The 24,200-nt window shown below is 59.5% G+C and carries 20 protein-coding genes, 1 pseudogene and 1 riboswitch; of the genes and pseudogenes, 13 read left to right on the top strand and 8 right to left on the bottom strand.

Translation table 11 applies throughout. The annotated features are described in order from the left end of the window. Nucleotides 1-455 precede the first annotated feature (455 nt). The 6 genes from BR48_RS0105340 (at nucleotide 456) to BR48_RS23860 (ending at nucleotide 8,681) form a co-directional block, all read left to right on the top strand. Nucleotides 456-2,249 (top strand): acyl-CoA dehydrogenase C-terminal domain-containing protein, encoded by a 1,794-nt coding sequence (locus tag BR48_RS0105340; protein ID WP_027230357.1) that lies wholly within the window; start codon nucleotides 456-458, stop codon nucleotides 2,247-2,249. Nucleotides 2,250-2,317: 68 nt separating this feature from the next. Further along, nucleotides 2,318-3,490 (top strand): acyl-CoA dehydrogenase family protein, encoded by a 1,173-nt coding sequence (locus BR48_RS0105335; protein ID WP_027230356.1) that lies wholly within the window; start codon nucleotides 2,318-2,320, stop codon nucleotides 3,488-3,490. Nucleotides 3,491-3,517: 27 nt separating this feature from the next. Beyond that, entirely contained in the window at nucleotides 3,518-4,726 is a 1,209-nt protein-coding gene (locus tag BR48_RS0105330; RefSeq protein WP_027230355.1) for an acetyl-CoA C-acetyltransferase, read from the top strand. A gap of 14 nt (nucleotides 4,727-4,740) precedes the next feature. Further along, on the top strand, nucleotides 4,741-6,960 hold the full coding sequence (locus tag BR48_RS0105325; protein ID WP_027230354.1) for a 3-hydroxyacyl-CoA dehydrogenase NAD-binding domain-containing protein: 2,220 nt from the start codon (nucleotides 4,741-4,743) through the stop codon (nucleotides 6,958-6,960). A 150-nt stretch (nucleotides 6,961-7,110) separates the two neighbouring features. Then, nucleotides 7,111-7,752, top strand: coding sequence for a helix-turn-helix transcriptional regulator (locus BR48_RS0105320; protein ID WP_027230353.1), 642 nt, complete (start codon nucleotides 7,111-7,113; stop codon nucleotides 7,750-7,752). After that, entirely contained in the window at nucleotides 7,737-8,681 is a 945-nt protein-coding gene (locus tag BR48_RS23860) for a thermonuclease family protein (protein WP_155810810.1), read from the top strand. Before BR48_RS0105320 ends, BR48_RS23860 begins: the two co-directional genes overlap by 16 nt. A 126-nt stretch (nucleotides 8,682-8,807) precedes the next feature. Here the strand turns inward: BR48_RS23860 and BR48_RS0105310 are convergent, their stop codons facing one another. The 3 genes from BR48_RS0105310 to BR48_RS0105300 all read right to left on the bottom strand — a co-directional run bounded on the left by BR48_RS0105310 (nucleotide 8,808) and on the right by BR48_RS0105300 (nucleotide 11,833). Next, nucleotides 8,808-9,191: a VOC family protein gene (locus BR48_RS0105310; RefSeq protein WP_027230352.1), complete on the bottom strand. Its 384-nt coding sequence runs from the start codon at nucleotides 9,189-9,191 to the stop codon at nucleotides 8,808-8,810. A gap of 26 nt (nucleotides 9,192-9,217) precedes the next feature. Next, nucleotides 9,218-10,873, bottom strand: coding sequence for a lysine--tRNA ligase (locus BR48_RS0105305; RefSeq protein WP_027230351.1), 1,656 nt, complete (start codon nucleotides 10,871-10,873; stop codon nucleotides 9,218-9,220). A gap of 120 nt (nucleotides 10,874-10,993) precedes the next feature. After that, entirely contained in the window at nucleotides 10,994-11,833 is an 840-nt protein-coding gene (locus tag BR48_RS0105300; protein ID WP_027230350.1) for a transporter substrate-binding domain-containing protein, read from the bottom strand. 300 nt (nucleotides 11,834-12,133) lie between these two features. On the opposite strand from BR48_RS0105300, the pseudogene BR48_RS26825 reads away from it, so the two are divergent. Beyond that, nucleotides 12,134-13,660, top strand: a pseudogene (locus BR48_RS26825) (glycosyltransferase); the annotation flags it as partial. 311 nt (nucleotides 13,661-13,971) lie between these two features. Here BR48_RS26825 and ppk2 read toward each other — a convergent pair. Further along, nucleotides 13,972-14,880, bottom strand: coding sequence for a polyphosphate kinase 2 (ppk2, locus tag BR48_RS25755; protein ID WP_027230349.1), 909 nt, complete (start codon nucleotides 14,878-14,880; stop codon nucleotides 13,972-13,974). 93 nt (nucleotides 14,881-14,973) lie between these two features. Between ppk2 and phoR the strand changes: the two genes are divergently transcribed. Then, nucleotides 14,974-16,239: a phosphate regulon sensor histidine kinase PhoR gene (phoR, locus tag BR48_RS0105285; RefSeq protein ID WP_027230348.1), complete on the top strand. Its 1,266-nt coding sequence runs from the start codon at nucleotides 14,974-14,976 to the stop codon at nucleotides 16,237-16,239. Nucleotides 16,240-16,317: 78 nt separating this feature from the next. Here phoR and BR48_RS0105280 read toward each other — a convergent pair whose 3' ends face one another. After that, nucleotides 16,318-16,836: a GcrA family cell cycle regulator gene (locus BR48_RS0105280; protein ID WP_027230347.1), complete on the bottom strand. Its 519-nt coding sequence runs from the start codon at nucleotides 16,834-16,836 to the stop codon at nucleotides 16,318-16,320. A gap of 503 nt (nucleotides 16,837-17,339) precedes the next feature. On the opposite strand from BR48_RS0105280, the gene BR48_RS0105275 reads away from it, so the two are divergent. From BR48_RS0105275 to BR48_RS0105265, 3 genes are read left to right on the top strand one after another with little or no spacing between them, the layout of a single operon-like run. Next, the gene (locus BR48_RS0105275) at nucleotides 17,340-18,545 is read left to right on the top strand and encodes an aspartate aminotransferase family protein (protein ID WP_027230346.1); all 1,206 of its coding nucleotides are present in this window, start codon (nucleotides 17,340-17,342) and stop codon (nucleotides 18,543-18,545) included. A 10-nt stretch (nucleotides 18,546-18,555) separates the two neighbouring features. Beyond that, on the top strand, nucleotides 18,556-19,494 hold the full coding sequence (argF, locus tag BR48_RS0105270; protein WP_027230345.1) for an ornithine carbamoyltransferase: 939 nt from the start codon (nucleotides 18,556-18,558) through the stop codon (nucleotides 19,492-19,494). Further along, nucleotides 19,418-20,482: an Hsp33 family molecular chaperone gene (locus tag BR48_RS0105265; protein ID WP_081815764.1), complete on the top strand. Its 1,065-nt coding sequence runs from the start codon at nucleotides 19,418-19,420 to the stop codon at nucleotides 20,480-20,482. Before argF ends, BR48_RS0105265 begins: the two co-directional genes overlap by 77 nt. Nucleotides 20,483-20,494: 12 nt before the next feature. Here BR48_RS0105265 and BR48_RS0105260 read toward each other — a convergent pair whose 3' ends face one another. Both BR48_RS0105260 and apaG read right to left on the bottom strand, forming a co-directional pair. Beyond that, entirely contained in the window at nucleotides 20,495-20,791 is a 297-nt protein-coding gene (locus tag BR48_RS0105260; protein ID WP_027230343.1) for a hypothetical protein, read from the bottom strand. Then, on the bottom strand, nucleotides 20,791-21,183 hold the full coding sequence (gene apaG / locus BR48_RS0105255) for a Co2+/Mg2+ efflux protein ApaG (protein WP_027230342.1): 393 nt from the start codon (nucleotides 21,181-21,183) through the stop codon (nucleotides 20,791-20,793). Before apaG ends, BR48_RS0105260 begins: the two co-directional genes overlap by 1 nt. Nucleotides 21,184-21,320: 137 nt before the next feature. On the opposite strand from apaG, the gene BR48_RS0105250 reads away from it, so the two are divergent. Further along, the gene (locus tag BR48_RS0105250; protein ID WP_027230341.1) at nucleotides 21,321-21,656 is read left to right on the top strand and encodes an MmcQ/YjbR family DNA-binding protein; all 336 of its coding nucleotides are present in this window, start codon (nucleotides 21,321-21,323) and stop codon (nucleotides 21,654-21,656) included. A gap of 6 nt (nucleotides 21,657-21,662) precedes the next feature. Here BR48_RS0105250 and BR48_RS0105245 read toward each other — a convergent pair whose 3' ends face one another. Beyond that, nucleotides 21,663-22,856 carry an O-succinylhomoserine sulfhydrylase gene (locus tag BR48_RS0105245; protein ID WP_027230340.1) on the bottom strand — a complete coding sequence of 398 codons (1,194 nt, stop codon included), beginning with the start codon at nucleotides 22,854-22,856 and terminating at the stop codon, nucleotides 21,663-21,665. A gap of 63 nt (nucleotides 22,857-22,919) precedes the next feature. Continuing rightward, nucleotides 22,920-22,999: riboswitch (SAM riboswitch) on the bottom strand. Nucleotides 23,000-23,076: 77 nt separating this feature from the next. On the opposite strand from BR48_RS0105245, the gene BR48_RS0105240 reads away from it, so the two are divergent. After that, the gene (locus BR48_RS0105240) at nucleotides 23,077-24,168 is read left to right on the top strand and encodes a 2'-deoxycytidine 5'-triphosphate deaminase (RefSeq protein ID WP_027230339.1); all 1,092 of its coding nucleotides are present in this window, start codon (nucleotides 23,077-23,079) and stop codon (nucleotides 24,166-24,168) included. The last annotated feature ends 32 nt before the right edge of the window (nucleotides 24,169-24,200 follow it).

The following is a 24,200-nucleotide window of genomic DNA, read 5'->3' as shown; positions in this document are numbered from 1 at the left end:
GGATGTCTGCTGCCCGAGTTGACGCGCCGGCCTGGCGCTTCCAGTTTCGACTGGGCGGAAAAAGGTGGCCTTGGTCTGCCGAAAAGCGAATGCGCCGCAAGACGATCATTCGGGCCAATTCGGAAAGCCGGGACCTTTGCCCCACACAGTCCGACAAGCCGTGAAAAACCAACCACACATAGACACGGATCACCGACACGTTGACATTGGCGAAACGTGGTAAACAACTCGTTAAGATAAGGCGCTAAAAGGTTAAAAATCTGCTCGCCTGCTGCTGCCGCGGTTGCGGCCTTGTTTTGCAACTGGGAATTGTAGGGGGTGCGCCCAAGTCTTGGCGCTGCCTGTGAACTTCGACAAACTTTGACGTTTACGGAAACGTCAAAGTTTGCTAGATAAATATGGCGGTGCCGCTTATGGGCGCCGCATCTGCTCGTTTATGTTTTGGAGGAAACCTGATGCCGAGTTACCGCGCGCCCGTTGAAGATACGTTGTTTATCCTGAACGATGTCCTGGGATTTGAACGCTACAACAACCTCCCGGGTTTTGCCGATGCGTCGCCGGATATCGTGGAAGCCATCCTAGGCGAAGGCGCTAAACTCGCTGAGAACACGCTGTTTCCGGTGAACCAGATCGGCGATCATGAGGGCTGCGTGCGCCACGACGATGGTTCGGTCACGACGCCCAAAGGCTTCAAGCAGGCCTTCGATGCCTATCGCGAAGGTGGCTGGGTTGGGCTTGCCGTTCCGCAGGAATTCGGCGGCCAGGGCCTTCCCTATACGTTGCATGTCGCCGCCGGCGAATACATGGCATCCGCCAACATGGCGCTGGTGATGTATCCCGGCCTAACCCAGGGCGCGATTGCTGCCATCGTCACGCATGGCACCGAGGAGCAGAAGCAGGCCTACCTTCCCAAGATGACCGACGGCATCTGGACCGGCACGATGAATCTCACCGAACCGCATTGCGGAACGGACCTCGGGCTTTTGCGCAGCAAGGCGGTACCGAACGGCGACGGCTCGTACAAGATTTCCGGCCAGAAGATCTTCATCTCGGCCGGCGAACACGACATGGCCGAGAATATCATTCACCTCGTTCTCGCCCGCATCGAAGGAGCGCCGGAGGGCGTGAAGGGCATTTCGCTGTTCATCGTGCCGAAGTTCATTCCCGATGCGAACGGCAATCCGGGCGAGCGCAACGGCGTTTCCTGTGGCTCCATCGAAGAAAAGATGGGCATTCACGGCAATTCGACCTGCGTCATGAATTATGATGAGGCGACCGGCTACCTCCTTGGCGGGGAGAACAAGGGCCTGCGCGCCATGTTCACCATGATGAACGAAGCACGGCTCGGCGTTGCGCTCCAGGGTCTGTCGATCGGTGAAGTCGCCTACCAGAATGCCGCCATCTATGCCCGCGACCGTATTCAGGGCCGCGCGCTGACCGGCCCCAAGGAACCGGACAAGAAGGCTGACCCGATCATCGTCCACCCCGACATCCGCCGTATCCTCCTGACGATCAAGTCGTTCAACGAAGCGGGCCGCGCCTTCATCCTCTGGTCAGCGCTGAAATCCGACGTCGCGCATCGCTCCGGCGATGAGGCCGAGCGCCAGCTTGCCGATGACATGCTCGGCCTGATGACTCCGGTACTCAAGGGTGTTCTTACCGACAAGGGCTTTGAACATGCCTGCATGGCACAGCAGGTGTTCGGTGGCCACGGCTACATCGAAGAACACGGCATGAGCCAGTATGTGCGCGACGCGCGCATCGCCATGATTTACGAGGGCGCGAACGGCATTCAGGCAATGGATCTGGTCGGACGCAAGCTCGGCCTCAATGGCGGCCGCGCCGTCATGGCCTTCTTCAAGGAAGTCGGCGACTTCTGCGAGGAAAATCGCAGCGACGATAATCTCGCCTTCTTCACCAAGCACCTGAAGAAGGGCTTGAACGACCTGCAGGCCGCCTCCATGTGGCTGATGCAGAATGGCATGGCCAATCCGGACAATGCCGGCGCGGCATCGACCGATTACATGCACCTCTTCGGTCTTGTCAGCCTCGGCTATATGTGGGCCCGCATGGCGAAGGCGTCGCATGCGAAGCTCGCGGAAGGCACCGAGAACAAGGCCTTCTTCGAGACGAAGCTCGCCACCGGCAAATTCTTCATGGAGCGGGTGATGCCGGAGACATCGGCGCATCTCGCCCGCATCCAGACCGGAGCGGATACGATGATGGCGCTGCCCGCCGAAGCATTCTAAGCTGCCGGCGAACGCTTTTCCGAGCCGCGCCTCACGCGGTTCCTGTAACCGAAATCGGGAGGTTAGTGATGGGTCTGCGACCGGAAGAAGTATTGGGTGTTCCGAAGCCTACGTGGAAGACCGATGATGTCGTGATGCTGGAGGATATGGCCACCAGGTTCCTTGAGGCCGAGGTGGTGCCCCATTACGACCGCTTCGAAAAGCAGGAGATTTTCGACCGGTCCATCTGGGAACTCGCCGGGCAGAATGGCTTGCTTTGTGCTTCGATGCCGGAAGAATATGGCGGCGCCGGCGGCACCTACGCCCATGAAACCGCAATCCTCGAAGCGATCAGTCACGTCGGGACCGACGGTTTTGGCATTGCACTCCACAATTCCATCGTCGCGCCCTATATCCTCCACTATGGCTCGGAAGAGCAGAAGCGGAAATGGCTGCCGAAAATGGCGACCGGTGAGCTTATCGGTGCCATCGCAATGACGGAACCGGGAGCAGGCTCCGATCTCCAGGGCGTCAAGACCAGCGCCAAGAAGGACGGAAACCACTACGTCATCAATGGATCGAAAACGTTCATCACCAATGGCCAGCTCGCCAATCTGATCATCGTGGTCACCAAGACCGATCCGTCGCAGGGCGCCAAGGGCACGTCGCTCATCGTCGTTGAAACCGATGGCCAGGAAGGCTTCGAGCGGGGCCGCAATCTCGACAAGGTCGGTCTCAAGTCCAACGACACTTCGGAGCTGTTTTTCAACGATGTGCGTGTGCCGACCTCCAACCTTCTCGGAACCGAGGAAGGGCAGGGCTTCGTCCAGTTGATGCAGCAATTGCCGCAGGAGCGCCTGCAGATCGGCGGTTCGGCTATTGCCATGGCCGAACGCGCCATCGCGTTGACGATCGATTATGTGAAGGAGCGCAAGGCGTTCGGCAAGTCGGTCATGGAGTTTCAGAACACGCAGTTCAAGCTCGCCGAACTCAAGACCGAGGCGACCATCGGCCGGGTTTTCTACAATCATTGCGTCGAGCGGCATGTGAACGGCGGTCTCGACCCCTTTACCGCATCCATGGCGAAATACTGGCTGAGCGATCTGCAGAACAAGGTCGTCGACGAATGCCTGCAACTGCATGGCGGCTATGGGTACATGAACGAGTTCCCGATCGCCCGCATGTTCCGCGACGCGCGCGTCCAGCGGATTTATGGCGGCACCAACGAAATCATGAAGCTTTTGATCGCCCGCAGCCTATGAGCCGCGGGTTCGAACAGGGAGAATGAAATGACTGAGGCATATATTTACGACCACGTGCGCACGCCGCGCGGCAGAGGCAAGAAGGATGGCAGCCTGCACGAAGTGCCTGCCGTCCGCCTTGGCGCCCATGTTCTCGAGGCGCTGCGCGACCGCAACGGCCTCGACACGGGGCTGGTCGACGACATTATCTATGGCTGCGTCGATCCGGTCGGCGAAGCGGGCGCCGTCATTCCGCGTTCCTCGGCTTTTGAAGCCGGCTATGATTTCAAGGCGCCCGGCATGCAGATATCGCGCTTTTGCGCCTCCGGTCTCGACGCAGTGAATTTCGGCGCTGCGAAGATCGTGCAGGGCGCGGACGATATCGTCATCGCCGGCGGGGTCGAATCCATGTCGCGCGTCGGCATGGGCATGTCCGGCGGTGCCTGGTACATGGATCCGTCCGTAGGGCTCCCCGGCTATTTCATGCCGCAGGGCGTTTCCGCCGACCTGATCGCCACCAAATACGGTTTCAGCCGCGACGATGTGGATGCCTATGCCGTCGAGAGCCAGAAGCGTGCAGGCGAGGCCTGGAAGAAAGGCTATTTCAAGAATTCGGTGCTCGAGATCAAGGATCAGAATGGCCTGACCATTCTCGATCATGACGAACACATGCGCCCGTCGACCGATATGCAGGCGCTCGCGGCACTCAACCCCTCCTTCGTGATGCCCGGCGAAATGGGTGGCTTCAACGCGGTCGGCATTCAGGCGCACCCCGAGGTCGAGACGATCAACCATGTGCACCATGCCGGCAATTCCTCCGGTATCGTCGATGGCGCGGCCGGCGTTCTCCTCGGCTCGAAAAGTGCCGGCAAGGCGCTCGGCGCCAAGCCTCGCGCCCGCATCCGCGCCTTTGCCAATATCGGTTCCGACCCTGCATTGATGCTGACCGGCCCGGTGGATGTGACGCACAAGCTCCTGAAGCGCGCCAAGATGAAAATCTCGGATATCGACCTCTTCGAACTCAATGAAGCCTTTGCCGCAGTCGTGCTGCGCTACATGCAGGCATTCGACATCCCCCGCGACAAGATCAACGTCAATGGCGGGGCCATTGCCATGGGCCATCCGCTCGGTGCAACCGGCGCGATGATTCTCGGCACGGTTCTCGATGAACTCGAACGCCGCGATCTCAATGTCGCCCTCGTTACCCTGTGCATCGGTGCGGGCATGGGCACGGCAACAATCATCGAACGCGTCTGAGGGAGAACGGACTTATGAGCTATATCAACTTCAAACTCGACGTCGACGCGGACGGCATTGCACTCGTCACCTGGGACATGCCTGACAAATCGATGAACGTCTTCACCGAAGAGGTGATGAAGGAACTCGACCAGATCGTTGATCGCGTTACCAAGGACGATTCGGTCAAGGGCGCGGTGATCACCTCCGGCAAGGATACCTTTTCCGGCGGCGCCGACCTCACCATGCTCAAGCGCATGTTCCAGATGTTCCAGGCCGAAAAGGCAAGGGACCCGAAGAAAGCGGTCGAACTGCTGTTCGAGAACACCGGCAGGATGGGCGGGCTCTTCCGCAAGCTCGAAACCTGTGGCAAGCCCTGGGTCTCGGCGATCAACGGCACCTGTATGGGCGGCGCATTCGAAATGTCGCTGGCCTGTCATGGCCGTGTCGTCTCCGACGATCCGTCGGTGAAGATGGCGTTGCCTGAAGTCAAAGTCGGTATTTTCCCGGGTGCCGGCGGCACGCAGCGTGTCCCGCGCCTGACGAACCAGCAAGATGCCCTGCAGATGATGACCACTGGTTCCAGCCTGACCGCATCGCGCGCCAAGGCCATGGGCCTGGTGCACGAGATCGCTCCGGCCAAGAAGCTTGTCGAGGCCGCAAAGAAGATGATCAAGGGCGGCCTGAAGCCGGTTCAACCCTGGGACGAAAAGGGCTTCAAGCTTCCAGGCGGCGCCATCTATTCGCCGGCAGGCGCCAATCTGTGGCCAGCCGCAACTGCGATCCTGCGCCGTGAAACCTACGGCAATTATCCGGGCGCAGCCTCCATTCTCAAGGCTGTCTATGAGGGACTGCTGGTCCCGTTCGATACCGCCTTGAAGATCGAACAGCGCTATTTCACCAAGATCCTGCAATCGACCGAAGCCGGAATGATGATCCGCTCGCTCTTCGTCTCGCTGCAGGAACTGAACAAGGGTGCGCGCCGACCGGTGGACGTGAAGCCTACAAAGTTCAAAAAGGTTGGCGTCGTCGGTGCCGGCTTCATGGGTGCCGGCATCGCCTATGTCACTGCCAAGGCCGGCATTCCGGTGGTGCTTCTCGACCAGAGCCTCGATGCCGCCGAAAAGGGCAAGGCCCATTCCGCCGATCTCATCACCAAGGACGTTCAGCGGGGCAAGGCGACGGCCGAGGACAAGGAAAAGCTTCTCGCCTTGATAACGCCGTCTTCCGACTATGCCGATCTCGAAGGCGCAGACCTTGTCATCGAGGCGGTGTTCGAAGACCGTGAGGTCAAGCGTGTGGTGACCGAGAAGGCCGAGGCCGTACTGAAGCCTGCCGCGGTTTTCGCATCCAACACCTCGACGCTGCCGATCACCGGGCTTGCCAAGGTCTCGCAGCGCCCGAAGAATTTCATCGGGATCCATTTTTTCTCACCCGTCGACAAGATGATGCTGGTCGAGGTCATTCTCGGCAAGAAGACCTCGGACAAGGCGCTTGCGGTGGCGCTGGATTACGTACGTGCCATCAAGAAGACGCCGATTGTCGTCAATGACACGCGCGGCTTCTACGTCAACCGCTGCGTGCTGCGCTACATGGCCGAGGCCTACAACATGCTGATCGAGGGCGTGCCGCCGGCGATGATCGAAAACGTCGCGCGCATGACCGGCATGCCGGTCGGGCCGCTGGCGCTCAACGACGAAACGGCCATTGATCTGTCGCAGAAGATCCTGAAGGCGACGCTCGCCGATCTCGGGCCGAAGGCGATCGATCCCCGCCACGTTGAACTGGTCAATACCTTAGTCGACAAGTACGACCGCCGCGGGCGCAAGAACGCCAAGGGCTTTTACGACTATCCTGCGAAGCCCGCAAAGAAGCAGCTCTGGCCGGAACTGAAGACGCTCTACCCGCAGCAGGACCCGGACAAGATCGATATCGAGGTGCTGAAGCAGCGCTTCCTCGTTGCGATCGCCCTGGAAGCTGCCCGCGTGATGGAGGAAGGCATTGTTACCGACCCGCGTGAAGCGGACGTCGGCTCGATCCTCGCCTTCGGGTTTGCCCCCTATACGGGCGGAACGCTCTCCTATATCGACGGGATGGGCGCAGCCAGGTTCGTCGAGATCGCCAAGGGTCTGCAGCGAAAGTATGGCGCCCAGTTCAAGGCGCCGAAACTCCTTCTCGACATGGCGGAAAAGGGCGAGACCTTCTACGAAAGGTTCAATCCTTATCCGGTCGAGGAGAAAAAGCAGGCTGCTTGACGGCGTCTGCATGAATCTGAAAAGGGTGGGCAGCTTATGCCCACTTTTCTTTGGATAATAAGAAAGTTTTCCGTAATTCCCCTCGACTTTTCCAAAATTCCTTCTTAAAACACCTCTGAAGGTATTTTTTCCTTTTATCCGAGACCCAACATGTTCTCACATGACCGCATTTGGGCGGCCATAGACGCATTGGCAGAACGCCATTCGCTTTCCGTTTCAGGATTGGCGAAGCGCGCGGGGCTTGATCCGACGACCTTCAACAAATCAAAGCGTTTCGCGGTCGACGGGCGGGCTCGCTGGCCCTCGACCGAATCCCTCGCCAAGATCATGGAGGCCACGGGTGCCTCGCTCGATGAGTTCATGATGCTGGTCGTGGGCAAGGCTGTACGGGCGGGCGGCACGGCCATCCGCTCGATACCCCTTCTCGGCTTTGCGCAGGCCGGCGCCGGCGGCTTCTTCGATGATGGCGGCTTTCCGGTCGGGCAGGGTTGGGACGTGGTCGAATTTCCCGTGGGCTCCGGCGACTCCGTCTATGCACTGGAGGTGTCGGGGGATTCGATGCTGCCGCTTTACCGTGACGGCGATACTATTATTGTTGCGCCGGGTGCTGCGGTTCGCCGCGGCGACCGCGTCGTGGTTCGCACCAGGGACGGCGAAGTCATGGCCAAGATTCTGGCCCGCCAGACCGCCCGCACGATCGAGTTGCAGTCGATGAATCCCGAACATCCCAATCGCACCTTTGACGCGGTCCATATCGACTGGATCGCGAGGATCCTGTGGGCAAGCCAGTAGGACTGATCCGCATGCGCCAGCTGCCGCTTTATATCCTGACGGTTCTGGTTGCCCTGACGCTTGTTTACGCCTTCGTTGCCCCATTCAACGGCGCGCTGGAGACTGCGCGGCCAGCCAGCGGGGACGAGCCAACGGTAACGACCGAGAATTTCGAATTGCCCTCGGAAATGCAGGACGCGCAAAGCGATGAGGCGAGCCCGGCGCCGGATGAGCCAAAGGCAGCGCCGAAGGCGGCCCGTACGGTCAAGCCGGACCTAATGTCGCCTTCGATCGGTGACGCAACGCCATTGCAGAGGGTCGCGCCGCGCCAACCCTTGAGCGAACTCGGCCAAGCCCTGCCCCCTAAACCGCCGGCGCCACCGGAACCGCCGCCATCGCTCACACCCCCGCCACCGCCGGTGCCGGTGGACGATACGGCAAAGCCGACCTTGCTCTATCGGCCCGTTGCAATCGCGGCCGGTTCGCTCGAAGTTTCCGGCTATCGCATCACGCTCGAGGGCATCGAGGAAGTCAGGCCGAACGAGACTTGCACCAGCGAGGGTACGACCTGGCCCTGCGGCATGGCGGCCCGCACCGCGTTTCGCAATTGGCTGCGCCAGCGTGCCGTCGAATGCGACGTGCCGGGCCAGCCGCCCGAAGCTGTCATTGCGACCCATTGCCGGCTCGGTGGTGCCGACCTTGCGCAATGGTTGGTCGAGAACGGCTGGGCTCGCGCACCGGACGGTTCGCCCCAGTCGGAAACGATGAAGAAGGCGCAAGAGGCGAAGCTCGGCATATTCGGCAGCCCACCCCCAGCGCTGTCGATTACGCAGGAACTGCCGGTGCCTGCGCTCCAGGATAATTTACCGCCGGAGGAATTGGCGGCGCCGGCCGTCCCTGCGCCGTTGCCGGTCCCGGACGCACCGTTCCCGCCGCCACCGCAGCAGTAGGGATCCAAGGTCGATCAAGCCGTGAGGCCCCCGGGTAAAGACTTGCGGCTCGATTTGTCCTTAGGACCCTTGTGAGGAAATGGGGCAGCCATGAGGGGGGGTGTCGTAATTGCCACCCGCCGCCTATCAACCCTCGTGGCAGACAGCCTCGATATTGTGCCCGTCGGGATCGCGAACGAAGGCGCCGTAATAGTTGGGATGGTAGTGCGGCCGCAGCCCCGGCGCGCCATTGTCGGTTCCGCCGGCGGCAATTCCCGCCTTATAGAAGGCATCGACGATGTTCCGGCTGCCAACACGAAACGCTACGTGGACTGTTGGCCGGTTGGGTTCGCCGCTGGCGATCCAGAAATCCGGCTTGCCGCCTTCACCAAAGCCCGCAACGTCCGAACTGCCGGTCACGGACGCCGGGAATTCAAGGATCAACTCATAGCCGATTGACGGGAACAACTGGCGATAGAACGCCTTGCTCTTTTCGAAATCGCTGACTGAAACTCCAGTATGATCAAGCATAGAGGACTCCCGCTGGTTGCCCCTGACTACGACAGATCGCCGGCCAGGGCCTTTGCAATGAGGGCACGCGTTTCCGGGATGCCATAGAGAGCGACGAACGAGCCGAAGCGCGGGCCACGCTCCTGGCCGATCAGTACCTCATAGAGCATCTGGAAGAACGACACCGAGACGCCTGGACCGCCTTCCGGGCTCTTCTTTGTGTGGTCCTGATAGCGCTCGATGCTGCGCGCGACATCGAGAATGGCGTTCTGGATGTCGGTCCCGTCGGCATCGTCCGCGAGCGTCGCGAGTTTCTCGTCCATGGCGGCGAGGGCGCCGCGTTCCACCTCGTCGGGCGCGCGGAATTTCTTGGTCGGCTTGACGAAATCGTTGAAGTAGCGGATCGCATAGCCAACCAACGCGTCAAGTTCCGGATTGTTTGCCGGAGTCACATTCCTGGCATGGCGCGAAATGAAACCCCAGAGCACGCTGCTGTTTTCGGCATTGGAGGCGCTTACGAGGTTCAGCAGCAGTGCGAAGGGCACCGGCAGGTCCACGGTCGGCGGGTTGCCGTCATGGAGATGCCAGACAGGGTTGTTCAGCCGGTCCTTCCAGCTTTGACGCCCATAGGCCGAAAGATAGGTGAAATATTCATCGACCGCCTTGGGAATGACGTCGAAATAGAGCCGTTTTGCCGTGCGCGGCTTCTGGAACATGTAGAGGCCGAGACTCTCGGTCGGGGCGTAGGTCAGCCATTCGTCAATGCTGAGGCCGTTGCCCTTCGACTTCGAAATCTTTTGACCGATCTCATCGAGGAAAAGCTCGTAGACGAAATGTTCGGGTGCCCGGCCACCCAGTATCTCGCAAATGCGGTCATAGATGATCGCATTTGTCTGGTGGTCCTTGCCGAACATCTCGAAATCGACGCCGAGCGCTGCCCAGCGCATGCCGAAGTCGGGCTTCCATTGCAGCTTGACGTTGCCGCCGGTGACCGGGAGCGTCGTCTCTTCACCGTTCTCATCATCAAAGGTGATTGTGCCGTTCCCGGCGTCGATCTTCTTCATCGGCACATAGAGCACGCGGCCGCTTGTCGGCGAAATCGGCAAGAACGGGCTGTAGGTCGCCTGGCGCTCTTCGCCGAGCGTCGGCAGCATGACCTTCATGATATCGTCATAACGCTCGGCGGCACGCAGCAGGACGGCGTCGAAACGGCCCCCTTTGTAATATTCCGTTGCGCTCGCAAATTCATAGTCGAAGCCGAACGTATCGAGGAACCGGCACAGCATGACATTGTTGTGGTCGGCAAAACTCTTGTAATCGCCGCCAAACGGGTTGGGCACTGCCGAGAGCGGCATGTGCAGATATGGCGCCAAAAATGCTGGATCCGGCACATTGTCCGGTATTTTGCGCATGCCGTCCATGTCGTCGGAGAAGCAGAGAAGCTTGGTCTTTACCTTGTCGCCGGTCAGAACGCGGAAAGCATGGCGCACCATTGAGGTACGCGCCACTTCGCCGAAGGTGCCGATATGCGGCAGTCCCGAAGGGCCGTAGCCGGTCTCGAACAATACCGTTTCAGGAAAGCCGGATTTCGCGTAACGCTTGATGATCTTCTGCGCCTCTTCGAAAGGCCATGCTTTGGCCTCTGCTGCCGCCGCGATCATTTCGGGGGTCAGTTCGATTTCGGTGTTTAGGCGCGAGTTCATTCGTTGTTCCTGTTAACGCTTGGATTTGATGAAACGCTCTACGTCCGCGGGTCGTCCGCGTCAATCGCACTGGCCGCGCCGAGGCGCAATCGGCAATGATTTCGGGGTTAAGACGATCGATTAGTAGAAATCGACGGGAAAGTACCGAAGATAAAGTTCGGATGTGATGCCTTTTTCCTCGATCGCCTTCAGTGCGAAATCGAATGCATCGACAAGCTTTTGATTTTCGAGCGTGGTTGCGATCATCATCCCTTCACCCAAGAACTGCGGCGCAATATAGGGGCCGCCGACAAAGGCACAGCAATCCTTTGCCTCGGGACTGCCGATCCAGAAGGAAAGGTCCGAGCCGTCGCCAAATACGGCATCGATCTTTTTGGCCTGCAGGTCCCTGAACATGAGTTCGCGCGTCGGAAAACCAACCCAATGGCTGTTTGGAAAATAATCGGCAAAAATCGCCTGGTGCACTGAACCCGCAATCACGCCGATAGTCTTTTGCTTCAGCGTATCTGCGAACGGTTCGGCAAAGGACGTTTCCTTGAGCGCCATGAAGCGCGCAGGCAGGCGGATATAGGGAGCCGTAAAGGCAAACTTCTCGCGCAGCGCTGCGGTCGGCTTTAGCCCGGCGATGATCGCCTCAGCCTCGCCGCTTTCAAGCGTCGGTTGCAACTCGTCCCACGGACGAGCCTCAATCTGGCAGATGGCGGTCACGCCGAGTTCGTTGCAGAGTGCCCGCGCCAGATCGACATTGAATCCCGAGATGCGCCCCGTCGCATCGACGAAGTTGAACGGCGGATAATCGACGGTCGTCACGAAGCGAATGCGCTCGACGGTCGAAAGATCGGGCTTGGCGACATGCTCGCGTCCATCCCAGTAGTGCGGAAAATCGGATTGCGCGGCCATAGCTGGCAGGACTGCCAAAATGAAGGCGGCGAGAAACGAGGCGATGTTGCGGAAAGGCATGCGATACCGTGATGCGATTTGATTTGGGGCCAAGCTAACACGATCTCTTCACCTCAAAAAGCGCAATTGGCTGCTGAGCCTTCGCAAGCAAAAACTCAAGGGTATATTGACTCGGTTTACGCATTGATCTCTATTACTGCACTATATCGCACATATTACTACCAAGAGTATACTTCGATTTATAAATTCAATCTATAATTGAAAGAATTAATCATGGTATTATTGTATATATTGCGAATTGCATCCCGAAACGAGAACGGTCGGCCTGATCATCGGCCTTTACTTTAGGCGGGCGCCGCAATGCGGCAGATCGAGGCTGCCCTCGCTGCAAGACTATGCCAGGCGGGAACGGCGAAACACGCCATTATCGCGGCCTTTCGCGAGGCGGTTGCCAACCGCACCTCGCTGCTCGAAGAAGTTGCGGCATCCGGCATAGCGGACGAGGCGGCAATAGGCCGGGCCATAGCGGCGGAACTCGGGCTGAGCTTTGCGGCAATTCCAGAGGGAGCGATAGTCATCGGCAAAAGTTCGGCTGTTGCACCCGATTTGCACTCCCGCCGGCTGATGGTGGTGACAGCTGAAGGCCAACTTTTGCTATTCGCGGCGCCGACGCTTACCGAGATAGGCGACCTGAAGCACAGCCTGACTTCCGATCCGGCGGCGAAGGCACGCACAAGAATAACAACGCCAACAAAGCTGCATGAATTCATCCGTTCCTACCGCGAGCGCGAACTGTTGCTGAAGTGCGTGAACAGGATGGAGACGGGCGGGCTTGAGCGTACGTCCCGGGTGGTCCTGAGCGGCACTCAGGGGATCATCCTAGGCATTGCGATAAGCCTCGGCATGATCGGACTGATTTTCCATCTTTCCACCCTCTGGGATGGCTATCACTATTTTTCGTTGCCCTTCTTCTTTGCATGCATCGCGCTTCGCTTCCTGGCAGCAGGCAGGACCGGCGAAATTCCCGCCGAAACCGGCTGCCTTGCACAACGACATGGTGAACTTCCGTTCTACACCGTCATGATCGCGCTTTATAAGGAAGCGGCGGTGGTACCCCAACTTGTAAGGGCGATGCAGCGGCTCCATTGGCCAAAGTCGAGGCTTGAAGTCCTGTTTCTCTGTGAGGCAGACGACACGGCAACATTGAAGGCTTTGGCAGACCAGACGTTACCGCCGGGTTTCAAGATCGTCCCTGTTGCCAATTTCGGCCCACGAACCAAGCCAAAGGCGCTCAACTATGGGCTGCAATTGGCGAAGGGCGATTTTGTCGTGGTCTACGATGCGGAAGATCGGCCGCATCCCGACCAGTTGCTGGAAGCCTGGCGCCGCTTCGACATATCCGATGTGGGGCTTGCATGCCTGCAAGCGCCGCTGATTATTTCGAACGCAGGCTCCTGTCTGCTGGCGCGCCTGTTCGCCTTCGAATATGCGGCCCATTTCGGCGGCCTGCTTCCGTGGCTGGCCCGCCACGGCTTCATTCTGCCGCTCGGAGGAAGCTCCAATCACTTCAGGCGTAACTGCCTTGAAGCGGTTCGCGGCTGGGATCCATACAACGTCACCGAGGATGCCGAGCTCGGCGCGCGCTTGGCGCGCTGTGGCTACGATGTGGGTGTGATCTCCCGACCAACCCTTGAAGACGCGCCGGTCCGCGTCGATATCTGGCTGCGGCAAAGGACGAGATGGCTGAAAGGATGGGCGCACACGTGGCTTGTTGAAATGCGCAATCCGAGAGCCTTCCTGCGCGACGTAGGATTGCAACGATTCATGGTGTTCCAAACGCTCGTTGCGGGGATCATCGTCTCATCGATCGTCTATCCGTTCATGCTGCTCTGGATAGGCTTTGGGATTGTCCATATCGCGCGCGATGACGCCTTTACCTGGCACAATGCGATACTCGCCCTCGATCTCGTGTGCGTTGTCATGGGCTTCCTGTCATTCCACAGGCTCGGCCAAAGAAAAACACCGGTCGCCGCCTCGATTTCTGGATCGATCCTGCAGTGGCTGCCGCTCTATTGGCTGCTTACCGCCATGGCTTCATGGCGTGCCATTTGGCAGCTCGGCAGAGCCCCTTCGCTTTGGGAAAAGACGCCGCACGATCCTTCAGAGATAGTGTTGCCGAAGCCGATCAGCCGGCGCCCTCACAGAAACTCATGGCCGGAGCCGATGATCAACGCGTCTTCATTGCCGACCACATCCATGTCCCGGCCCTTATATGGCAGGCTCAAGAGAATTCTGCGGATGACGGCGATGCGCGCGCGTCGCTTGTCGTTGGACCTGACAATCGTCCATGGGGCATAGGCCGTGTGCGTGCGTGCCAGCATTTCGTCGCGCGCCTTCGTGTAGTCGTCCCAGCGCTTGGCCCCTTCGATGTCAATTGGCGAGAACTTCCAGTTCTTCAACGGACTGTGCCTGCGGTCGTGAAATCGCTTCAGCTGCATGAGCTGACCGATATCGAGCCAGAACTTGAAGAAATGAATGCCATCCGCAACGAGAAGGCGTTCAAATCCCGGCACTTCTTCCAAAAAGGATTCATGCTGCTCGGGCGTGCAGAACCCCAGCACTTTTTCAACGCCGGCCCTGTTGTACCAGGAACGGTCGAACGTGACGAACTCGCCTGTCGTCGGGAAATGCGAGATATAGCGCTGGAAATACCATTGGCCGCGCTCGATCTCGCTGGGCTTCGGCAGGGCGACATTGCGGGCCGACCGCGGGTTCATATATTGGCGCAGCGTGAAGATTGTGCCGCCCTTTCCGGCGGCGTCACGGCCCTCGAACGCGCAGACGACACGATTGCCGGTGTCCTGCAGCCAGTACTGCATTTTGACGAGTTCGATCTGCAGCCGCTCGACAGTCTTCTCGTATTCGTCGTTCGGCATCTTGTCGTTATAGGGATAGCCCCCTGAAGCAAGATCGCCGTCATCGATCCAGTCCGGCAGTTTGGGATCGTCTATATTGAAAGTGCGTTTCTTGCCGTCGATCTTGAGTTTGAGAGTGGTGTCTACGCCCGCTACGGGTTTATCGGTTTTCTTTTTCGAATCTTTACCCACAGCAATCGTCCTCAATTGACACAATGGCATGTTATTGAGAGAGCGTTGTATCGTCCAGAGCCAAAAAAGGACGCCGGGCCAGGAGTTTAGTGCATGAGCATTTTGGGGCAGGAGGGCCGTACGTTTCGCCAAAAGGCTGTCGAGCGTGTGATCCAAGCACGCTTCGTGCTCGGCGCCGCCGCCTTCATTACCGCTCTTGTCCTCAGCACTCAGGCGACATGGTGGCTGAGTTTTGCCGTCCTCATGCTCGTCCTTCTGGCGGTCGTTGCGCTTTCTGCGACGCTGCCGCGCAGCGATGCACCAGCGGAATCTCCCGCCAGCGATCCGGCAATTTTCCGTCTGTCCGGCCAGCAGCTTGCCGCGCAATTGCCCGACCCGCTTATCATCTTCGACCATGGTGGGACGATCCTTTACGTCAATCCCGTCGCCAATGGCGCCTTCGGGCCGCTGGCGCGCGGCGGGGCTCTGCTCCTGCATTTCCGGGCCCCCGAACTGCAGGCGCTGGTTCAGTCAGTCATGGCCGATGGCGTCGCCCGGTCGGTAGACTTTGCCGAAAGGGTGCCGGTCGAGCGCTGGTATCGGGCGACGGTTCTCCTCCTCGACCGGGCCGGTGGCAAGGACCGGCAATATCTCCTCTCCTTTCGCGATCAAACCGAAGCGCATCGCCTTGAACGCATGCGCAGCGACTTCATCGCCAATGCCAGCCATGAGTTGCGCACGCCCCTCGCGTCCTTGACCGGGTTTATCGAGACGTTGCGCGGGCCGGCCCGCCGCGACGAGGCGGCGCGTGACAATTTCCTTGAGATCATGCAGAAGCAGGCCGAGCGCATGGCCCGCCTGATCGATGACCTGTTGTCACTGTCGCGCATCGAGATGAAGGCGCATATCGCGGTCAAGGACCAGGTGGACCTGACGACGCTGATCAATCATGTGGTGGATTCGCTGCGCCCGCTTGCGGATGATCTCGGCGTCGACATCGAACGCAAGATCGATCCCGATCCCGTCATCGTGCTTGGCGACAGGGATGAGCTGACGCAAGTCTTTCAGAACCTTGTCGAAAACGCCTTGAAATACGGCCAGTCGGGCAAGCGCATCGTCGTCGAGCTCAAGCGCGGCGACGATGGCATCAAGGCCATGGTCCAGGATTTCGGCCCTGGCATACCGGAGGAACATATCCCGCGCCTGACTGAACGCTTCTACCGCGTCAATCTTGAAACCAGCCGGGCCCAGAAAGGCACCGGCCTCGGGCTCGCGATCGTCAAGCACATACTGACGCGGCATCGCGCGCGCCTCGTCGTTCGCTCGCGGGTCGGCGAGGGCTCTACCTTCACCGTCGTCTTCGGGCCTCAGAAGGCCTGACGCCAACCGCTCGTTGAGCTTGGTGCACAGCAACAAAAAAAGGGCGCCGAATGGCGCCCCAGTCAGAAGGAGCTAAGATTAGCGGACGCGCCTGCGATCGGACGCCGGCTGATAGGCTAGGCGGGAGTGATAGCCGCAATAGGGCCCGGACTCGCCGACATCGTTGCCGCAGAAATTGAAGTCCGGCTGCAGCGGATCTCCCATCGGCCATTTGCAGGTACGCTCGTTGAGCTGCACCAGTTCGAGGCGCCGCGAGATCGGAACGACGACATCCGTGACAGTCTTCATGACCGGCACGAGTTCCGTGCTGTATTCGGTCTGCAAAGCGGTCGCGCCGATGCTGCGGCTGACGACGCGGGTCGCGACATGCCCCGAGGAGCCGCCGCCGCGCGAGGCGCCGGATGACCCTGTATTGATCTTCTTGCTGCGTGTCTGGGTGGACGTGGTCTTGCCGCGCCCGGACAGCTTCAGCCTGTGAACCTTGCCGATGACCGCATTGCGGCTGACACCGCCCAGCTGTGCTGCGATCTGGCTTGCACTCAGACCTTCGGCCCAAAGTTTCTTCAGCTGTTCTACGCGCTCATCTGTCCAGTTCATTGTTTTCCTAGCTCCATATGGGGCTTGTTTATGTAGACTCCGGACTGAATCCTTCCTCGCATCTGGATTGCTCCAGATTGGTTCGATACCATATCTATTCAGATGACGAGGACGCCGTACGAAATCTAGCTTTTTCGATTACCAAGCTACAATATGCGATGACTCTGTGACAAGAGTCGGGCGCCGATCCCAAGGCTGCTTTTTTGGGTTTTCCCCAACTTGCGCAATAGACTGTTGCAGAAATGACGAATTGCAGAGTCGGTGGCAAATATTCCAGCGGATACGCGCAGAAGTTGTAGTTAATGGATCGGCTCATCCGGTTCGTGCTGGTGATGAATGGGATCAAAAGTGTTCATTTGACAATTGGGGTTCGAATGACGATATTACTCGCATATGGCCGCCCTCAAAATGGCATTGTGGGGCGGCTTTTTGATTTCAACACGGCCGTTTCTTCTTTGTAATCAGCAGTTTCGGCAAGCAGGGTATTGGAGGCCCGTAACGACATGACGGACGCAATCGCGCAACCGCTTTACGACACTTTTGCTCGTGCGGATTTGCGCTTTGAGCGAGGTGAGGGTGTGTGGCTGGTGACCGAAACCGGCGAGCGCTATCTCGACTTCGCCGCCGGCATTGCCGTCAATTCGCTCGGCCATTCGCATCCCCATCTCGTCGAAGCGCTGAAGAGCCAGGGCGAAAAACTATGGCACGTCTCCAACGTTTACGAGATCCCCGGCCAGCGCCGTCTCGGCCAGCGTCTGGTCGATGCAACTTTCGCCGACAAGGTGTTCTTTACCAATTCCGGTGCGGAAGCGCTTGAATGCGCGATCAAGACCGCGCGGCGCTACCACTATGTCAACGGCCATCCCGAACGGTTTCGCATCATCACCTTCGAAGGCGCGTTCCATGGCCGCACGCTGGCAACGATCGCGGCTGGCGGCCAGGAAAAATACCTTGAAGGTTTTGGACCCAAGGTCGAGGGTTTCGACCAGGTGCCTTTCGGTGACGAAAAGGCCTTGAAGGCTGCAATCGGGCCGGAGACTGCTGCCATTTTGATCGAGCCGATCCAGGGCGAGGGCGGCGTACGTCCCGTCCCGGATGAAGATCTGCGCGCTCTGCGCAAGCTCTGCAACGATGAGGGTATTTTGCTGATCCTCGATGAAGTTCAGACCGGCGTCGGTCGAACCGGCAAGCTGTTCGCCCATGAGTGGTCGGGCATCAGGCCGGATATCATGGCGGTCGCAAAGGGCATCGGCGGCGGCTTTCCGCTTGGCGCCTGCCTTGCCACGGCCGAAGCCGCAAAAGGCATGACCGCTGGCGTTCATGGCACGACCTATGGCGGCAATCCGCTTGCCATGGCTGTCGGCAACGCCGTGCTCGATGTCATCCTGGAAGAGGGCTTCCTTGAACACGTGCAGAAGATTGCCCTCACGATGAAGCAGGGCCTTGCGTCAATTGCCGACCGCTATCCGGCCGTCATTTCGGAAGTGCGCGGGCGCGGCCTCTTGATTGGCCTTAAGAGCGTCGTGCCCAATACGACGCTGGTGCAGGCACTGCGCGATGAGCATTTTCTGACGGTCGGCGCCGGTGAGAACGTCATTCGCCTGCTTCCACCTCTGGTTGCATCGGAAGAAGAGGCGCGCGAGGCGCTTTCACGCATCGAGGCGGCGGCTGAACGCCTATCGGTTGCCGCCAGGCAGAAGAGCGCGTGAGGGACGGGCCATGACAATCAAGCAGGACCTCCGGCATTTTACCGACCTTTCAGCACTCTCATCCGGCGATCTGCGCACGATCCTTGACGACGCTCGCGAACGCAAGACGCGGCTGAAAGCCGGCAACATTGAAAAGCCATTTGCCGGCAAAGTATTGGCAATGATCTTCGACAAGCCGTCGACGCGCACACGCGTTTCCTTCGATGTCGGCATGCGCCAGCTCGGCGGCGAAACCATCATGCTGACCGGTTCGGAGATGCAGCTTGGCCGCAGCGAAACCATTGCCGATACGGCAAAGGTGCTGTCGCGCTATGTCGACATCATCATGATGCGCACGACGACGCATGACCGCCTGACCGAAATGGCGCAAAACGCCACGGTGCCCGTCATCAATGCTTTGACGGACGACACGCATCCCTGCCAGATCATGGCGGATATCATGACGTTCGAAGAACATCGCGGGCCGGTGCAGGGCAAGACGTTCGCCTGGACGGGCGACGGCAACAATGTATTGCACTCGCTGGTCGAGGCGGCAGCCCGTTTTGACTTCAATCTCAACATTGCAACGCCGGACGGCAGCGAACCCAGCAGCAAGTATCTTGACTGGGCGCGCGGCGCCGGCGGCAAGATCAAGCTGACCACCGATCCCGTCGCTGCGGTCAAGGACGTCGATTGCATCGTCACCGACACCTGGGTGTCGATGGGACAGGAAGGGCGTGCCCGCGGCCATAACGTGTTCATGCCCTATCAGGTCAACGATGCGTTGATGCAGCATGCCAATCCCGACGCTCTGTTCATGCACTGCCTGCCCGCGCATCGCGGCGAAGAGGTAACCGACTCCGTCATCGACGGACCACATTCGGTGGTCTTTGATGAGGCGGAAAACCGGCTGCACGCGCAGAAGGCAATTCTCGCATGGTGTCTTGAAGGAGGACGTTCCAGTGTCTGATACCGGAATTCGTTCCGACGAATATGTATTTGCCGGCGACGACGCCGTTGTGCCGTTTCAGGTTGCGGATCTAGATGCCCGCGGCCGGGCGGTGCAATTGGGGCCGACGCTCGATGAGATCCTCAATCGCCACGACTATCCCGAACCCGTTGCAAAGCTGCTCGCCGAAGCCATCGTTTTGACCGTGCTGCTTGGTACCTCGCTGAAGTTCGATGGCAAGTTCATCTTCCAGTCCCAGTCGGATGGCCCTGTCGATATGCTGGTGGTCGATTTCCGCACGCCAAATTCCGTGCGCGCCTATGCGCGCTACGACGAGGAACGTCTGGCGGAGGCGATTGCCGAGCACCGTACCGCCCAGGAGGAATTGATCGGCAGCGGCACGCTCGCGCTGACTGTGGACCAGGGCGAATACACACAACGCTACCAGGGCATCGTCGCACTCGACGGCTCGAACCTCGAAGAGATTGCCAAGACCTACTTCCGCCAGTCGGAGCAGATCCCGACCGATGTGCGCCTCTCCGTCGCCAAGCTCGTGGAGCGCGGCCCGGACGGCAAGCCCGTCGAACAATGGCGCGCCGGTGGTCTCATCGTGCAGTTCCTGCCGGAATCCGAGCTTCGCATGCGCCAGCGGGATCTGCCGGCCGGCGATGCGCCGAGCAATGACGAGGACGAGTTTTTTGAGGATGACGACTGGGCCGAAATCAAGGCGCTGGTCGCGACGATCGAGAGCTCTGAATTGACCGATCCGCAGGTTGGCGCGGAACGGCTGCTGTATCGGCTGTTCCACGAACGCGGCGTCCGCGTTTTCGATGCGGTCCGCGTCAACGACGACTGCTCCTGTTCGCGCGAGAAGATTGCCGGCGTTCTCTCAGGCTTCACGGCCGAAGAGATCGAGGACAGTATCGAAGACGGCAAGATCAGCGTCACCTGCGAATTCTGCTCGACGCACTACGAGTTCGATCCGGGCGAGTTCCTGCCGAAAAACTGACCGATCCGGCGGTCAGACCCGCATCGAAGCCGTCATTTCATGGATGACGGTGACGGCGATCAGAACAACGACGAACCCGCCGATAATCAGCCATAACGGCCATGGCTTTGGCGATTTCTTGGCAAACAGGCCGACAATCAGTCCGGGGACCAGCGCAAGGCCGAACAATCGGCTGGCGGCGTCGGAGGCGCTGGTGAAACTCGGTAGGGTATAGCCGAGGAAATAGGCGCCGATCGCCAGTACGAAGACGATAGCGGAGCAGGTTAGGGCCTTCAGATAGGGCGCGTTGGTGCGTTCGGTTTCGGCCATCAGTTCAAGGTCCGCAATTGATCGGGAAGGTCGAGCGAGAAGGCCGGAATTTCGATATCGAAGCGCTCGCCTGACGTCGTCTGCATTGAATAGCGCCCGACCATGACCCCTGATGTCGTCGTCAGCGGACAGCCGGATGAATATTGGAAGGAGTCGCCCGGATCGAGAATAGGTTGCTCGCCGATGACGCCCGGTCCGCGGACCTCCTCGACATGGCCGTTGCCATCGGTGATCCTCCAGTAGCGGGCGCGCAATTGCACCGTCAGGTCCGAGTCATTGGCAATGGTTATCCGGTAGCCCCAGACATAGCGATTTTCCTCCGGGTTGGATTGCTCCTCCAGATAGAACGGCTCGACCGTCACTTCGATATCGCGCGTTGTCGCCTTGTACATGCCTGCTCTCGATTTCACTCCTTGATATCGCCACTCACGGCCGATGCGTCAACCATTACTGGTCACGGATCGAACTAAAACCTTCGTTGGTCACGGTTCCTTTGGTAGGATCGGGGATGCAAAAGGAGCCAGTCATGATGACCCTGGAAGCCTTCGCCGCCATGGCGCACTCATTTCCGGAAAGCACGCAGAGCAGCCACTTTGGCACGACCGATTTCCGTGTGAGCAACAAAATCTTCGCCACCTTGCGTCCGGAAAAACAGCGCGGGGTTCTGATGCTGACGCGCGACGACCAAGCCATGATGCGCGAGACCTCTGCAGACATGTTCGAACCGGTGCCGGGCGGCTGGGGCGAGAAAGGTGCGACCTTTGTCATCCTCGCCATGGCCGAGCCCGATGTCGTGCGCCATGCCATGGCGATGGCATGGCGGAAGGCCGCGCCAAAATCAGTGTCGGCGCGCCACCAGCTATAGCCGGCCCTAGCGCGAGGCGTTCAGTGCCGCATCGAGATCATCGATGAGATCATCGACGTCTTCGAGCCCGACGGACAGCCGCAGCAGTCCATCGGATATGCCGAGCTCGGCACGGGCCTCGTCCGTCAGGTTCTTGTGCGTCGTCGTTGTCGGGTGGGTGATAAGGCTCTTCGAATCGCCGAGATTGTTGGAGATCTGGATGATATCGAGTGCATTTTCGACCGCAAACGTAGCCTTCTTGCCGCCCTTGACCTCGAAGGCGATCAGCGTCGAGCCACCGCTCATCTGCTTGGCGACTATATCGGCCTGCGGGTGATCGGCGCGGCCGGGATAAAGCACTTTCGAGACGGCCTGATGTCCGGCAAGGAAGTCGGCAATCTTCGCCGCATTGTTCGTCTGCTGGTGTACGCGCACTGCAAGCGTTTCGAGCCCTTTGAGCATTACCCAGGAATTGAACGGGCTAAGCCCGGGGCCCGTGTGGCGGAAATATTCGTGCAGGTTTTCGTCGATCCACTGCTTGTCGGAAAGGATCATGCCGCCGAGGCAGCGGCCGTGGCCGTCAATATGCTTGGTCGTCGAATAGATGACGATGTGGGCGCCGAGTTCAAGCGGCTTTTGAAAGAGCGGCGTTGCGAAAACATTGTCGACGATCAGCTTGGCGCCAACAGAGTTCGCGACCCTGGCGACGGCGGCAATATCGATGACTTCGAGCGTCGGATTCGTCGGGCTTTCGAGGAACATCACCTTGGTGTTGGGGCGAACTGCCTTTTCCCAATTCTCGATCCTGGAGCCGTCGATCAGCGTGAAGTCAACGCCATAGCGCGGCAGCATGGTCTCGATGATGTAGCGACAGGAGCCGAACATCGCCCGCGCGGCAAGCACGTGGTCACCGGCTCGCACTTGGCAGAGGATTGCGGCAGCAACGGCGGCCATCCCCGAAGCGGTTGCGCGCGCATCTTCCGCGCCTTCGAGGGCGCACATGCGCTTTTCGAACATGTCGGTCGTGGGATTGGCATAGCGTGAATAGATGAATCCGGGCTCTTCGCCCTTGAAACGCGCCTCGGCCGCTTCTGCGGACGGGTAAACGAAACCTTGCGTCAGGAACAAGGCTTCGGAGGTTTCCCCGAAGCCGGAACGCAGGGTGCCGGCATGGACGAGCTGGGTGGCGGGACGCAGTTTGCGGGTGGTATCCTTGGTCATCGCTGTCTCAATCTGCCAGAAAACTGGCCAATAAAAAACCGGCCTTGCGGGAATCGCAAAAAGGCCGGACGAGACCGGGCCTCTTTTAGCAAATTATTTTACGTGGCTGCAAGCCGGCCGGCCAAATCACCACGGGATAAAAGTGCTTTAATCCTCTTGGCCGCTTGCGTCAATCGGGTGAGGCGCTAAAGCTTTTCGTCTCTTTGTATGGATGGTCGACATGGCGAGACGAGAAGCGGGCATATTGGCCGATAGCGGCATCAGGGCGCTATTTGAGGCGCGAGCACTCAAGACCGAGCGCGAATTTGACGTCGACCAGATCCAGCCGGCGAGCCTCGATCTGCGCCTCGGCAAGCGGGCCTACCGCGTACGCGCGAGCTTCATGCCGGGCCCAGGCACGCCGGTCATCGACAAGCTCGACCGCCTGAAACTGCACGAAATCGATCTGACCGAGGGCGCGGTCCTCGAGACCGGCTGCGTCTATATCGTTCCGCTCCTGGAAAGCCTGGCCCTTCCTGCCGAGGTTTCAGCCTCAGCCAATCCGAAGAGTTCGACCGGGCGCCTCGATATCTTCACACGGGTCATCGTCGATGGCGCGCAGGAGTTCGACAAGGTTCCGGCCGGCTATCATGGCCCGCTTTACCTTGAAGTCAGCCCGCGCACCTTCCCGATCGTCGCCCGCACCGGCTCGCGCCTGTCGCAGATCCGCTTCCGGACGGGGCGTGCGCAACTCGAGGAAACAGAGCTTGCGGAACTTCACGCCGCCGAGACGCTCGTCGCCTCCGAGACCCCCAATATTTCCGGCGGCGGCATCGCCCTTTCAATCGACCTCACCGGCGACCAGAATGGCCTTGTCGGCTATCGCGGCAAGCATCATACCAGCGTCGTCGATGTCGACCGACGCGGCGTCCACGATCTTTTCGACTTCTGGGAGCCGATCCATGATCGCGGCGCCCGGGAACTCGTGCTCGATCCCGATGAGTTCTATATCCTCGTCTCGCGCGAAGCGGTCCACGTGCCGCCGCTTTACGCGGCCGAGATGACGCCGTTCGACCCGCTGGTGGGCGAATTCCGCGTGCACTATGCCGGCTTCTTCGATCCGGGCTTCGGCCATACGGCAGCGGGCGGCACCGGCAGCCGCGCCGTGCTCGAAGTGCGCAGCCATGAAGTGCCGTTCATTCTCGAACACGGACAGATCGTCGGACGCCTGATCTACGAGCACATGCTGGAGCGCCCGCGCGCACTCTACGGCACTGATCTCGGCTCCAACTACCAGGCGCAGGGCCTGAAGCTTTCAAAGCACTTCCGCTGACGGCGGAGCCGCTCGCGACCCCTTGACAAAGA

It is taken from the genome of Phyllobacterium sp. UNC302MFCol5.2 (assembly GCF_000686005.1).
GTDB classification, from domain to species: domain Bacteria; phylum Pseudomonadota; class Alphaproteobacteria; order Rhizobiales; family Rhizobiaceae; genus Phyllobacterium; species Phyllobacterium pellucidum.
This window is presented reverse-complemented; position numbering and strand designations above follow the sequence as displayed.

Bases quoted from the DNA above. Each gene is read 5' to 3' on its own strand.
- BR48_RS0105340 (WP_027230357.1), top strand. From the start codon at position 456: ATGCCGAGTTACCGCGCGCCCGTTGAAGATACGTTGTTTATCCTGAAC.
- BR48_RS0105335 (WP_027230356.1), top strand. From the start codon at position 2,318: ATGGGTCTGCGACCGGAAGAAGTATTGGGTGTTCCGAAGCCTACGTGG.
- BR48_RS0105330 (WP_027230355.1), top strand. From the start codon at position 3,518: ATGACTGAGGCATATATTTACGACCACGTGCGCACGCCGCGCGGCAGA.
- BR48_RS0105325 (WP_027230354.1), top strand. From the start codon at position 4,741: ATGAGCTATATCAACTTCAAACTCGACGTCGACGCGGACGGCATTGCA.
- BR48_RS0105320 (WP_027230353.1), top strand. From the start codon at position 7,111: ATGTTCTCACATGACCGCATTTGGGCGGCCATAGACGCATTGGCAGAA.
- BR48_RS0105310 (WP_027230352.1), bottom strand. From the start codon at position 9,191: ATGCTTGATCATACTGGAGTTTCAGTCAGCGATTTCGAAAAGAGCAAG.
- BR48_RS0105305 (WP_027230351.1), bottom strand. From the start codon at position 10,873: ATGAACTCGCGCCTAAACACCGAAATCGAACTGACCCCCGAAATGATC.
- BR48_RS0105300 (WP_027230350.1), bottom strand. From the start codon at position 11,833: ATGCCTTTCCGCAACATCGCCTCGTTTCTCGCCGCCTTCATTTTGGCA.
- phoR (WP_027230348.1), top strand. From the start codon at position 14,974: ATGAGCATTTTGGGGCAGGAGGGCCGTACGTTTCGCCAAAAGGCTGTC.
- BR48_RS0105280 (WP_027230347.1), bottom strand. From the start codon at position 16,836: ATGAACTGGACAGATGAGCGCGTAGAACAGCTGAAGAAACTTTGGGCC.
- BR48_RS0105275 (WP_027230346.1), top strand. From the start codon at position 17,340: ATGACGGACGCAATCGCGCAACCGCTTTACGACACTTTTGCTCGTGCG.
- argF (WP_027230345.1), top strand. From the start codon at position 18,556: ATGACAATCAAGCAGGACCTCCGGCATTTTACCGACCTTTCAGCACTC.
- BR48_RS0105265 (WP_081815764.1), top strand. From the start codon at position 19,418: ATGAGGCGGAAAACCGGCTGCACGCGCAGAAGGCAATTCTCGCATGGT.
- BR48_RS0105260 (WP_027230343.1), bottom strand. From the start codon at position 20,791: ATGGCCGAAACCGAACGCACCAACGCGCCCTATCTGAAGGCCCTAACC.
- apaG (WP_027230342.1), bottom strand. From the start codon at position 21,183: ATGTACAAGGCGACAACGCGCGATATCGAAGTGACGGTCGAGCCGTTC.
- BR48_RS0105250 (WP_027230341.1), top strand. From the start codon at position 21,321: ATGACCCTGGAAGCCTTCGCCGCCATGGCGCACTCATTTCCGGAAAGC.
- BR48_RS0105245 (WP_027230340.1), bottom strand. From the start codon at position 22,856: ATGACCAAGGATACCACCCGCAAACTGCGTCCCGCCACCCAGCTCGTC.
- BR48_RS0105240 (WP_027230339.1), top strand. From the start codon at position 23,077: ATGGCGAGACGAGAAGCGGGCATATTGGCCGATAGCGGCATCAGGGCG.